We start from the raw sequence: 12,513 nt of genomic DNA on the forward strand, positions 1-12,513 counted from the left end.
CCCAATATACTTAGTTTAGCTATTAGACTAACAAGCTTTTTCCAGTTAAGGAGTGGTCTGCTTGAGAAAAAAACGTGTTTTTCTGTTCAGCCTTATGGTTCTGCTTTTCCTTTCCGCAGGCTGCAGCAGCACCGGCGAAAATGCCGAAGCGGCAAAAGAGGTGAAAGTCTGGGATTATTTTACCGGGAAACAGCAGGAGCTCTATCATGAACTTGTCGATCAGTACAATCAATCACAGGACCGCTATAAAGTGGTCACAGAGTATATCCCGTTCAACGAAGTGAAAAAGCAGCTTTCCGTCGGTGCTGCTGGGGCTGCGCTTCCTGACGCCGTTTTTCTCGACAATGTTGACAATGCCTCATTCGCCGCCATGGGGGTTCTTGAAGACTTGACCGGCAGAATCGAAACATGGGGACAGACCGATCAATTTTACGATGGACCGCTGTCATCCGCACGCTATGATGGAAAATACTACGGCGTTCCTTTCGCAAGCAATGCGCTTGCCCTGTTTTACAACAAAGATTTGCTGCGTGCTGCCGGTTTGGCGGAGCCGCCAAAAACATGGAGCGAACTGAGAAAGGCCGCCCAAAAAACAAGCAAAGGCCAAACGAAAGGCTTCGCGATGTCCGCCGTCAAATCGGAGGAAAGCGCTTTTCAGTTTTATCCGTTCCTCCTGTCGTCCGGCGCCGAGTTCAATCATCTGCAATCAGAGAAAGCGGTTTCTTCCCTTCAATTTTTAACCGATTTAATAAAAGACGGCTCGATGGACAAAGAAGTCTTAAATGCCACACAGGATGACCTTGCCAGACAGTTTGCAGCGGGGCGGCTCGCCATGATGATCAATGGCTCTTGGAATATCGAACGGCTGAAAGAAGCAGAGCAGCTGGATTACGGGATCACCTTTATTCCAAAAGACAAAACCTTTGCTTCCGCTCTCGGAGGGGAGAACATCGCCGTCGTCAAAGGGAAAAACGCTGACGGCGCCTGGGATTTCATCACCTGGCTCATCGATCCGAAGCGGCTTGAAACACTGACGGCTGAGACCGGCGTTTTCCCGCCGCGTAAAGACATACTTGAAAAATCGGACCGTTGGAAAACAGATCAACATGTAAAGGCGTTTATCCCGATTATGGATATTGCTTCGGCACGGGGTCCTTCGAAAGATTGGCCGAAAATGTCCGAAGCATTGCAGACGGCCCTTCAGGAAGCACTCAGCGAAAGCAAACCGCCGGAAGACGCGCTGAAGGATGCCGCCCGGAAAATCAAAACACTACACTAGCTGTAAGCGGGTAAGGAGTTGGATCATGATCAAAGCGTTCATCCGAAAATGGGAAGGATATGTCTTTATGTTTCCGGCGGTACTTTTTATGCTTGCCCTTATCGGCTACCCGTTAATCTACAATCTGCTGCTCAGCTTCCAGAACCTGTCCCTATCAAATTTGGCCTCTCATGATGCCGGGTTTATAGGATTTGAGAATTATAAACGCCTCGCCCGAGATCAAGTATTTTGGGCGTCCTTGAAAAACACGCTCGCATATACAGCAGGAAGCGTCATCTTCCAATTTGTCATCGGTTTTTTGCTTGCTTTGTTTTTCAATTTGAAATTTCGCCTTGCCCCGTTCCTGCGGGGCCTGATGATGGTCAGCTGGCTGATACCGCTGACGGTTACGGCGCTTTTGTTTAAGTTTATGATGGCTTCAAACGAGGGGATTTTCAATCAGCTCCTGTTATCATGGGGGATCATTGACAGCCCTGTTCCATGGCTGTCAAATCCGGATGCCGCGATTTGGTCGGTCATCATCGCCAATATTTGGGTCGGCATTCCCTTCAACATGCTGCTCATATCCGCAGGCCTCAGCTCCCTGCCGGAAGATGTATACGAAAGCGCAAGCCTTGACGGGGCGGGCAGGTTTCAGAAATTGATATATATCACACTGCCTTTACTGCGGCCGGTGATCATCGTCGTCATGATGCTCGGATTTATATACACGTTCAAAGTATTCGACCTTGTCTTTGTGATGACTGGAGGCGGTCCTGTTCATTCGACTGAAGTGCTATCAACCGTCAGCTACCGCTATTCCTTTGATCAATTTCAGTTCAGCATGGGAGCGGCCAGCGCCAATATCCTGTTTTTCATTCTCCTTTTGGTCAGCCTCGTGTATTTGCGGCTGATCAAAAAAGATGAGGTGATGTGATCATGCCGGGACGCAAAGAATGGTTCCTCAACGGTTTGGGAATTTTGATCACGGCGATTTTTCTGTTTCCGGTGTACTGGATGGTCGTTACGGCTTTCAAAACCGGGGCGGAATTGTTTCAAACACCGCCTTCCCTTTGGCCTGAGACCTTTCAGATTGCCGGTTTTCAAGCGGTATTTGCAAAAGGGATCGCCAAATATTTTGTAAACAGCCTGCTGATTTCCGGAACTGCGGCCGGCATCGTCCTGCTGCTCTCGGTGCCTTCCGCCTACGGCTTGGCCCGCTTTCAAATCCGCGGAAAAAAACTGTTTATTTTGCTGTTTCTTATCACGCAAATGCTGCCCGCGACCGTCATTTTGACGCCGCTGTTTATCGTGTTTAACAAGCTGAACCTATTAAACACATACCTCGGCCCGATTTTGGCCGCTGCAACGCTTGGCATCCCTTTTTCGGTGTTGATGCTCAGAACGTTTTTCCTCGGGATTCCCAAAGATCTTGAGGACGCCGCAAAAATAGATGGATGCAGCCGTTTGACAGCGTTCATCCGCATCATTTTGCCTGTTGCCATGCCGGGAATCGCCGTCAGCGGCGCGATTTCCTTCTTTTTCGCGTGGGGGGATTTGATTTTCAGCCTGACGTTTAACAGAAATCAGGAGCTGTGGCCCTTAACGGCCGGCATCTACAATGTGATCAGCCAATATGGCATCGAGTGGAATGATCTGATGGCCTTTGCCGTCATTTCCGTTCTGCCTGTCATTTTGATCTTTGTCCTGCTGCAAAAACAGCTTGTCAAAGGCCTTGTGAGCGGTTCAATTAAATAAAGAAAGGGTGCTGTATATGAAATTTTCCGACGGCTACTGGCTGACCCGGGACGGCTATGACATCAATACGCCAAAGGAAGCTTATGATCACCGGATTGACGGACGGTCACTGACTGTATACGGTCCTGTCAAAGCGATACAGAAAAGGGGAGACACGCTGGACACCCGAATGCTGACCGTCAGGTTTTCAAGCCCGCTTGAAGACGTGATCCGCGTTCAGGTTTTCCACTTTAAAGGAAGAATCGACAACAAGCCCGGTTTTGAACTTCGAATGACAGACGTGAAGCCGCTGATTACGGAAGATGCCGAAGCATTGATATTCCAAAGCGGCAGTCTGAGCGTAAACGTGTACAAAAACGGCTGGGGCTATCAATTTTCACGCGCCGGGCGCAAGCTGACAGAAAGCTCTCCGAACAGCCTCGCCTATATTACGACAGAGGATGGCCGGACATTTATGAGAGAGCAGCTTGATATCGGCGTCGGTGAAACGATTTACGGACTCGGGGAGCGCTTTGCCGCATTTGTGAAAAACGGCCAATCCGTCGATATTTGGAACAAAGACGGCGGAACAAGCACTGAGCAGGCTTATAAAAATATCCCGTTTTACTTGTCAAACAGAGGATATGGCGTGTTTGTCAACCATCCTGAGCTTGTGTCCTATGAAATCGGTTCTGAAGTCGTCTCAAAAGCGCAATTTTCCGTTGAAGGAGAATCTCTCGATTATGTCATTATCGCTGGCGGAGAGCCAAAAGATGTATTAAGTCGATACGCCCAGCTAACCGGCAAACCTGCTCTCCCGCCCGCCTGGTCCTTCGGTCTTTGGCTGTCGACATCATTTACAACCGATTACTCGGAAGAAACGGTTACCCGCTTTATCGACGGGATGAAAGAGCGGGATATTCCGCTCAGCGTCTTCCATTTTGACTGTTTCTGGATGAAAGAATTCGAATGGTGCAATTTTGAATGGGATGAGCGTTTTTTTCAGCAGCCTCAAGCCATGCTCAGCCGTCTGAAAGAAAAAGGCCTGAAGATCTGTGTATGGATCAATCCTTATATCGCTCAAAAATCGAAACTTTTTCAAGAAGGCAAGGAAAACGGCTATTTTCTAAAAAACGACCAGGGCGATGTGTGGCAGTGGGACCGCTGGCAGGCGGGAATGGCGATCGTCGATTTTACAAACCCGAAAGCGCGCGATTGGTACTGTTCAAAACTGGAACATCTGCTGAACATGGGCGTGGACTGCTTTAAGACCGACTTCGGCGAAAGAATCCCGGTCGACGCCGTGTATTTTGACGGATCTGATCCTGAAAAAATGCACAATTATTATTCATTTTTATATAACAAAACCGTCTTCGATCTCCTCAAAGAAAAACGCGGCGAACAGGAAGCGGTTGTTTTTGCAAGATCGGCGACGGCCGGGTGCCAGCAATTTCCCGTTCACTGGGGAGGAGATTGTTTTGCCAGCTATGATTCGATGGCGGAAAGCCTTCGCGGCGGTCTGTCCCTTTCTCTTTCCGGATTCGGATTTTGGAGCCATGATATCGGCGGCTTTGAAAGCACGGCCTCTGCCGATTTGTATAAACGCTGGACGGCATTCGGGCTTTTGTCAACGCACAGCCGCCTCCACGGCAGCGAATCGTACAGGGTGCCGTGGCTGTTTGACGAAGAAGCGTCAGATGTGATGAGATATTTTGTCAAATTGAAGCACAGGCTGATGCCGTATTTGTATGCCGCCGCTTATGAAGCACACAAAGAAGGCATTCCCGTGATGCGTGCGATGCTGCTCGAATTCCCCGAAGACAGGACCTGTGACTGGCTTGACAGGCAGTATATGCTCGGCGGCAGCCTGCTTGTCGCTCCTGTTTTTCAAGAAAACGGCGCTGTCTCGTACTATTTGCCGAAAGGAACGTGGACACACCTTCTAACAGGAAAAGAAACAGAAGGCGGAGAGTGGAAAGAAGAACAATACGGCTATATGGGGCTCCCTCTTTTCGTCAGGGAAAACACCCTGCTTCCGCTCGGAAATGTGTCAGACCGCCCAGACTATGACTACCTCGACGGCGTCACATTCTGCCTGTACCACTTAAAAGACGGCTGCTCGGCGGAACAGGCGGTCTATAATGTAAACGGTGAATCAATGACCATCAGGGCCGTCCGAAACCAAAATACGATCACAGTCAACTCAACAGGCGTTCAAAAGAAATGGAAGCTGATCCTCCGCAACCATCCACCCGTCAGCTCCGTGATAAACGGAGCCGCGGAAGCCCTTCAAGAAGGAACGGGGATTCGGCCGAAAGAGGAACAGCGGGATGTCGTCATTTTTTTCTGAAAGGAGTGAAACTATGCTGAAGTCAGTCCGCATGACCATAGCGACCGCGCTATGCATAATCCTTTCAATCGCGGGTTTCAGCCTGCCGCGCCCGGCGGCGGCTGAAGCACCGGCATATGAATTCCCTTTTCAAAACCCCGGGCTTTCCGTCGAAAAAAGGGTCAGCGATCTCATTTCCCGACTTACGCTTGAAGAAAAAGTATCGCTCATGCACCAATATCAGCCCGCCATCCCCCGCCTCGGGATTCCCGCTTTTAAAACGGGCACTGAAGCGCTTCACGGCGTCGCCTGGCTCGGTAAAGCGACTGTTTTCCCACAGGCTGTGGGGCTCGCTCACACCTGGAATCCCGCTTTGATTAAGCGGGTCGGCTCTGCGGTCGGAGACGAAGTCCGCGGCTTTCACCATCTCAATCCCGCCGCCAACGGCGTCAATGTATGGGCTCCCGTCGTCGATCTGCTGCGTGATCCAAGGTGGGGAAGAAATGAAGAAGGCTATTCAGAAGATCCCTTTTTAACAGGAAAAATATCAGCCGCCTATGCATCCGGCTTAAAAGGAGACCACCCTTTTTATTTGAAAACGGTTCCAACACTAAAGCATTTTCTCGGCTACAACAATGAAACAGACCGGGGCTTCAGCTCTTCCAGCATCGACCCGCGGAACATGCAGGAGTATTACATCAAGCCGTTTGAAACCGCGATTACTGAAAAAGCCGCATACGGACTGATGCCCGCTTACAATTCGATCAATGATAAACCGGCCATTTTAAGCCCGCTTCTTCACACCGCCGTCAAAAACAAATGGGCGGGAAAGCACTTCTTTATCGTCAGCGACGCTTTTGATCCATCAGGAATTGTAAATGATCACCGCTATTATGACAATCACGAAGAAGCGCATGCACATGCTCTGAAAGCGGGGATTGACAGCTTCACAGACCAGGGGGAAAATCCCGCATTGACAAAGAACGCAGTCACAGGCGCCCTCAAAAAAGGGCTGATCGCTGAAAAAGACTTGGATCAGGCGTTGGCAAACGTATTCAGCCTCCGCTTCCGAACGGGCGAATTTGATCCGGATAAGCGCAATCCGTACAGCCGTCTCACAGAGAATGTCATCAACAGCCCGAAACATCAAAAGCTTGCCAAAAAAACCGCGGAACAATCAATCGTGTTATTAAAAAACAGCAAACAGCTGCTCCCTCTCGAGCGGCGCGCGGATGAAAAGATCGCTGTAATCGGCCCGTTTGGAGATGCGCTTTATGAGGATTGGTACAGCGGGACAATGCCTTATCAAATCACCCCGCTTGCTGGAATCACGGACAAAATCGGCAAAGACCGCGTCTCTTTCGCGGAAGGAATCGAACAAAGCGGTTTTCGATCCGCACTGACGGGAAAATATGTGACAGCTCAAGACGAAAAACAACCGCTTTCGGCAACTGCAGATGAATTGAAAAAACGCGAAACATTCGACTTGGCCGATTGGGGGGACGGCATATACACGCTGCGTGCTCAAGCGAACGGCCGCTATGCATCACTTCATGAGGACGGCAGCGTCGTTCCGGACCAAAAGCAGCCAAACGGCTGGACGGTCAAGGAGACCTTCCAGCTTGAAAAACAGCCTGACGGGACATATGCCATCAAAAATACGGCAAACGGCAAATACATCACCGCCAAAAAGGACGGGACATTAACAGCCTCGGCTGATACGCCGCTGACAGCGGCGGAAAAATTCGCAAAAACCGTTGTCAAAAGCGCCGTCGAAGAAGCAGCGGCACTGGCAAAATCGGCGGACAAAACAATTGTTTTTGTCGGAAACAACCCTTATATCAACGGCCGGGAAACACAGGACCGCAAAGATATCACCCTTCCTCCCGCACAAGAGGAGCTGATAAAAGCTGTCACAAAAGCCAATCCGAACACAGCGCTGGTCGTTACAAGCAGCTATCCGTTCGCCTTGAACTGGGCTGACAGACATGTACCCAGCATTTTGTATTCCGCTCATGGCGGACAGGAAGCCGGCCGTGCGCTGGCTGATATCCTTTTCGGCGATAAAGCGCCGGGCGGACGATTGACGCAGACGTGGCACGCATCCATCCATGAGCTTCCTGATATGATGGATTACGACATCATCAAAGGGAAAAGAACATACAAATATTTTGAAGATCGGCCGCTTTATCCGTTCGGCCACGGTTTGTCCTATACATCGTTTCGCTATCACGGTTTGACAGTCCCCTTCAAAAGCCTGAAAAAAGGCGGATCTGTCACGGTTCGCTTCAAGGTCACGAACACAGGCGCGAGAACAGGCGATGAGGTCGTCCAACTCTATACCTCGCCGGAATTCAACACAAGGGTGAAGCAGCCGAAGAAGGATCTGAAGGGGTTCCAGCGCATCACGCTTTCACCGAAAGAAACGAAAACCGTCACATTTAAACTGAAACAGACAGACCTCGCCTTTTGGGACGTCACGAGAGAAAGATTCGCCGTCGAAAAAGGCCCCTACAGCATCAAGATCGGCAGTTCCTCAGAGGATATCCGCCTGGTGAAACGAATTCCGGCAGACGGAGAAACCATTCCCAAACGAAATATGAGCAAAAAAACGAAGGCCGAAAACTACGATGATTATAAAGGCGTTCGGATCACTGAAGAATCCAAACACGGCGGAGACGCGGTAAAAACGGATACAGAAGACGCCTGGATTGCCTTCCATCTGGCCAGCTTTCAAGGCGAAAAACGGTTTGAAGCAGCGGTATCAAGCAGCGGTGGCGGAGAAATCGGCATTTATTTGGATCACCCTGTAAAAGGAAAAAAAATCGGTTCACTAAACGTGCCGGATACTTCAGGACTGCAAAACTGGAAAACAATCAAAACTTCGCTCCCAAAAACGACAGGCACCCATCGCGTTTATTTCGTGTTCAAAGGAAAAATAGCGCTCGATACGTTTCAATTCCGCCGGTAATCTGAAGAAAAAGAAAAATTTACAAAGCCATGCAGCGTGTTCTGCATGGCTTTGGCCATTTATTAAGAAATTTTTGAACTTTACAAGTCAAAGGATATGTATTAAAATTCAACCAAAAGTTGCACTAGGTAAAAAAAATGTCTCAAGGCAACAAAAAAGTTGCCAAGCTAAAAATATTGTATAAGGGTTAATTTCATATAGACATAGAAAGGGGTTCATGACAGCTATGAAACAAGCATTGACCGTTAAAGATTTATATGTTTCATATCATGGCAGCGAGGCGCTCCATGATATCAATTTCTCCATTGACCAAGGGAAAATGGCCGGGATCATCGGGCCAAACGGCGCCGGCAAATCGACGCTATTAAAAGCGATCCTTGAATTGATCCCAAAAGATAAAGGCGAGGTCCGCCTGCTTGAAAGACCTTTGAAGGAGATTCGCAGAAAAATCGCGTACGTTCCCCAGCGGAATGACATGGATTGGACATTTCCGATCAATGTTCTCGATACCGTCCTGCTTGGAACATATCCTGAGCTGGGGCCTATCCGCCGCCCGAAAAAAAGCCATAAAGACTGGGCGCACCATTGCCTTGAAAAAGTCGGAATGGCCGCTTTCTCCAAGCGCCAGATCGGCGAGCTGTCGGGCGGACAGCAGCAGCGCGTATTTCTTGCCAGGGCGCTCGCCCAAAAAGCTGAGCTGTTCTGCCTTGATGAACCATTCGTCGGAATCGATGTCACCAGTGAAGAGATGATTGTCGGGATATTGCAGGAATTGCGTGATGAAGGCAAAACCGTACTCGTGGTGCATCACGATCTGAGCAAAGCGGACAGCTACTTCAATGAACTGATCCTGCTGAATAAAAAGCTGATTCAAAAAGGCCCCGTCTCCGAAATCCTCGAGCCGGACGTAATGATGAAAGCCTATGAATCTCAGCTTTCATTTCTGCAAACGAAACGGGGGGCAATCTGATGGAATTTATCAATGGACTGATGGAATATTCCTTTTTGCAAAAATCATTGTTTACATCAATTATGGTCGGCATCATTTGCGGAGTAATCGGCTGCTTCATCATTTTACGGGGAATGGCGCTCATGGGCGACGCTATCTCCCATGCCGTCCTGCCGGGGGTCGCCATTTCTTATATGCTGGGCGTCAACTTTTTCTTCGGAGCCGTTTTCACCGGCGTACTGACCGCGCTCGGAATCGGCTATGTCAGCCAAAACAGCCGGATAAAAAACGATTCGGCCATCGGCATCGTGTTTACCGCCTTTTTCGCGGTCGGCATCATTTTGATCACGCTTGTGAAAAGCTCAAGCGATCTGTACCACATTTTATTCGGCAATGTACTCGCCGTCCGTTCATCAGATATGTGGATCACGCTTGTCATCGGCATCCTCATCCTGACAGCCGTCTTTCTGTTTTATAAAGAGCTGCTGATCACTTCGTTCGACCCGACGATGGCCGCCGTCTACGGTTTGCCGAACCGGCTGATCCATTACTTTTTAATGACGCTTTTGACAATGGTGACGGTCGCATCGCTTCAAACCGTCGGCATCATCCTCGTCGTCGCGATGCTGATCACGCCTGCCGCCACCGCATACTTATTGACGGACCGGCTGTGGGTGATGATCTATATGGCCGCTTTCTTCGGCGCTTTGTCGGCAGTCATCGGCCTGGGGCTGAGCTACACGTACAATCTCGCATCTGGGGCGGCGATTGTTCTTACCGCTACGATCCTGTTCGGTCTGGCCTTTATGTTTTCACCGAAACAAGGTGTGCTCTGGAGATCATTGAGATCAAGACGGAAAAGAGCAGCACTTCAATAAAAATAGAGGGGGAAATCAAATGAAACGGTTCGTCAAACAAAAATTCGCGCTTCTGGCGGCTGTGATGCTGTTTCTCGCCGCCGGCTGTTCAGCGAAAAGCAGCAGTGAAGAAAACGGAAAATTGAAAGTTGTGACCACGTATTCGATCCTTTATGACATCGTCAAAAACGTCGGGGGCGATCACATTGATTTGTACAGCATCGTCCCTGTCGGCACAGATCCTCATGAATACGACCCGCTGCCAAAGGACGTCCAAAAAACGACGGATGCCGATATCGTCTTTTATAACGGGCTGAATCTTGAGACAGGCAACGGCTGGTTTACCAAGCTGCTTGAAACGGCCGAAAAAGCCGGAGATGATGCCCCGGTTTATAAGCTGAGCGAAGGTGTGAAAGCGAAGCACCTCACATCGAAAGGAAAAGAAACAGAAGAAGATCCCCATGCATGGCTCGACATTCAAAACGGGATTCAATATGCTAAAAATGCACGGGACGCGCTGATCAAAAAAGATCCCGATCATAAAAAAGACTACGAAAAAAACGCGGCGGCCTATATTGAAAAGCTGGAAAAGCTTCATGTCGAAGCGGTGGACCGCTTTAATGACATCCCGAAAGACCGCCGCATCCTCGTGACAAGCGAAGGCGCCTTTAAATATTTTGCGGCGGCATACGGTGTAGACGCCCAATATATTTGGGAGATTAATACCGAAAATGAAGGCACCCCCGGGCAGATGAAAAAGATCGTCGACACGGTGAAGAAAAAGAAAGTTCCGGCATTATTCGTAGAGACAAGCGTTGATCCGCGAAGTATGGAAAGCCTGTCAGCCGAAACCGGCGTGCCGATCAAAGGAAAAGTATTTACCGATTCGATCGGCAAGCCGGGTGAAGCCGGAGAATCCTATTATCAGATGATGAAAGAAAATCTTGACCGCATCCATCAGGGACTCGCGGAATAAATGGCAAACGGCTGTGGCTGTATATGGATCTGCAGCCGTTTGTCAGGTTTGCCCGATTTTCGCGAAGGGTACTGTGTACAGAAAGCGCGGAAAAAGGAGTGTTTACTGTGGAAAACGTATCATATGATGAGTGCATCAAAGCCTGTCAGGAGTGTCTTCAGCTTTGCAACGAGTGCTTTGACAAATGCCTAATGGAAGAAGACGCCTCCATGATGGCCGAATGCATCCGCTTGGACAGAGAATGCGCCGACATATGCCATGCCGCCGTCCAGGCAATGACACGGAACAGCCCGTATGCTGAAGATATTTGCTTGTTGTGTGCAAAGGTTTGTGAAGCATGCGGAAACGAGTGCAGCTTCCATAAGCATAGCCATTGCCAGGTATGCGCTGAAAGCTGTTTCAGATGTGCCGAGGCCTGCAGAAACATGGCTTCTTAATGAAAGAACATCCGGCGTGTCCAAACATTTGGGCATGAAGCCGGTTTTTTTATTTCTCTCCCCCTGCGATTTTTAGTCTTCTCCCCCTGTCAAACTGATACAATATGACTATAAAAGGGGGTTTTCCATATGAAAGACAGCTTGTTCCAAATGACTTCCGACACATATCAGACACTCAGCGACTCCGAACGCCATTTGCTGGAGTATATTTATCAGCACCTGGACCTGATCTCAACCCAGTCGATCGTGAAACTAAGCGAAAATGCCAATGTTTCAACAGCTACGATTGTCAGGCTGATGAAAAAGCTCGGCTATGACGGCTACACTTCCTTTAAATATGCATTGAAAGAGAGCCATCAGCTCGGACATACTCCCCTCATGGATGATATCGACAGCCAGATCAAACAGGCCATATTGAAAAACGAACGGGAAGTCCTTGATACGATCAAAATGCTTGATATCGGCCTGATTGAAGACGCCATACAGAAAATCAACAATGCCGCAAAAATTTATATTTTTGCAAGAGGCTTATCTGAAATGATCGGTACGGAAATGACGATCAAGCTCCAGCTGCTCGGAAAAAACTGCGAAATGCACAGCGATCCGAACATTATCAGAGGCAAATCGAAAACACTGACAAAACAGGATCTAGGCCTGTTTATCTCACTGAACGGGGAAACGGAAGAACTGGTCGAGGCCGCAACCAATTTCAAATTGCAGGCGATTTCCTCGATTACGTTGACGACAAGAATTGACTCCAGGCTCGCAAAACTGTCTGAGATCGTGCTGGTCGGTTTCAAAGGAGAACAGTCTTTTTTTCCGGATTACGAAGTCCGCTCACGCCTGCCCCTGCAAGTCCTCTCCCGCATTATGCTCGATTCATACGTGATTCGCACCTCGCATGAAACATCTGGTTGAAAACCTTTACACAACCTGTAAACATCCCTCCTTTGATCTGTGACATAATGTCTGTGAAGTCATAGATAAAGGGGGGAAACA

General features: G+C 49.1%; 10 protein-coding genes. All 10 read left to right on the forward strand.

The window, feature by feature from the left end:
• Window positions 1-52: 52 nt before the first annotated feature.
• A complete protein-coding gene (locus tag R5H20_RS19645) occupies window positions 53-1,279 on the forward strand; it encodes an ABC transporter substrate-binding protein (RefSeq protein ID WP_407654256.1) in 1,227 nt (408 codons plus the stop codon).
• A gap of 25 nt (window positions 1,280-1,304) precedes the next feature.
• Complete coding sequence (locus tag R5H20_RS19650; RefSeq protein ID WP_006639080.1) at window positions 1,305-2,195, forward strand: carbohydrate ABC transporter permease; 891 nt, start codon at window positions 1,305-1,307, stop codon at window positions 2,193-2,195.
• Between the two features lie 2 nt (window positions 2,196-2,197).
• Window positions 2,198-3,016, forward strand: coding sequence for a carbohydrate ABC transporter permease (locus R5H20_RS19655; RefSeq protein ID WP_006639081.1), 819 nt, complete (start codon window positions 2,198-2,200; stop codon window positions 3,014-3,016).
• Window positions 3,017-3,032: 16 nt separating this feature from the next.
• Window positions 3,033-5,345 (forward strand): alpha-xylosidase, encoded by a 2,313-nt coding sequence (gene yicI, locus R5H20_RS19660; RefSeq protein ID WP_006639082.1) that lies wholly within the window; start codon window positions 3,033-3,035, stop codon window positions 5,343-5,345.
• A 13-nt stretch (window positions 5,346-5,358) separates the two neighbouring features.
• On the forward strand, window positions 5,359-8,295 hold the full coding sequence (locus R5H20_RS19665) for a glycoside hydrolase family 3 C-terminal domain-containing protein (RefSeq protein WP_029419524.1): 2,937 nt from the start codon (window positions 5,359-5,361) through the stop codon (window positions 8,293-8,295).
• Between the two features lie 226 nt (window positions 8,296-8,521).
• Window positions 8,522-9,265: a metal ABC transporter ATP-binding protein gene (locus tag R5H20_RS19670; RefSeq protein WP_006639084.1), complete on the forward strand. Its 744-nt coding sequence runs from the start codon at window positions 8,522-8,524 to the stop codon at window positions 9,263-9,265.
• Window positions 9,265-10,122, forward strand: a complete 858-nt coding sequence (locus R5H20_RS19675; protein ID WP_006639085.1) for a metal ABC transporter permease — start codon at window positions 9,265-9,267, stop codon at window positions 10,120-10,122. Before R5H20_RS19670 ends, R5H20_RS19675 begins: the two co-directional genes overlap by 1 nt.
• A gap of 19 nt (window positions 10,123-10,141) precedes the next feature.
• Window positions 10,142-11,077 carry a metal ABC transporter substrate-binding protein gene (locus tag R5H20_RS19680; protein WP_006639086.1) on the forward strand — a complete coding sequence of 312 codons (936 nt, stop codon included), beginning with the start codon at window positions 10,142-10,144 and terminating at the stop codon, window positions 11,075-11,077.
• 107 nt (window positions 11,078-11,184) lie between these two features.
• Window positions 11,185-11,514: a four-helix bundle copper-binding protein gene (locus R5H20_RS19685; RefSeq protein WP_224254438.1), complete on the forward strand. Its 330-nt coding sequence runs from the start codon at window positions 11,185-11,187 to the stop codon at window positions 11,512-11,514.
• A 129-nt stretch (window positions 11,515-11,643) separates the two neighbouring features.
• Complete coding sequence (locus R5H20_RS19690; RefSeq protein WP_006639088.1) at window positions 11,644-12,432, forward strand: MurR/RpiR family transcriptional regulator; 789 nt, start codon at window positions 11,644-11,646, stop codon at window positions 12,430-12,432.
• Window positions 12,433-12,513 lie beyond the last annotated feature (81 nt).

Origin of the sequence: Bacillus sp. KICET-3, from assembly GCF_033261025.1 — a bacterium.
Lineage (GTDB): Bacteria > Bacillota > Bacilli > Bacillales > Bacillaceae > Bacillus > Bacillus sonorensis.

What these genes read in the sequence shown, in the direction of transcription:
- R5H20_RS19655 (WP_006639081.1), top strand. Translation starts at nt 2,198, where the DNA reads ATGCCGGGACGCAAAGAATGGTTCCTCAACGGTTTGGGAATTTTGATC.
- R5H20_RS19675 (WP_006639085.1), top strand. Translation starts at nt 9,265, where the DNA reads ATGGAATTTATCAATGGACTGATGGAATATTCCTTTTTGCAAAAATCA.
- R5H20_RS19665 (WP_029419524.1), top strand. Translation starts at nt 5,359, where the DNA reads ATGCTGAAGTCAGTCCGCATGACCATAGCGACCGCGCTATGCATAATC.
- yicI (WP_006639082.1), top strand. Translation starts at nt 3,033, where the DNA reads ATGAAATTTTCCGACGGCTACTGGCTGACCCGGGACGGCTATGACATC.
- R5H20_RS19690 (WP_006639088.1), top strand. Translation starts at nt 11,644, where the DNA reads ATGAAAGACAGCTTGTTCCAAATGACTTCCGACACATATCAGACACTC.
- R5H20_RS19680 (WP_006639086.1), top strand. Translation starts at nt 10,142, where the DNA reads ATGAAACGGTTCGTCAAACAAAAATTCGCGCTTCTGGCGGCTGTGATG.
- R5H20_RS19650 (WP_006639080.1), top strand. Translation starts at nt 1,305, where the DNA reads ATGATCAAAGCGTTCATCCGAAAATGGGAAGGATATGTCTTTATGTTT.
- R5H20_RS19670 (WP_006639084.1), top strand. Translation starts at nt 8,522, where the DNA reads ATGAAACAAGCATTGACCGTTAAAGATTTATATGTTTCATATCATGGC.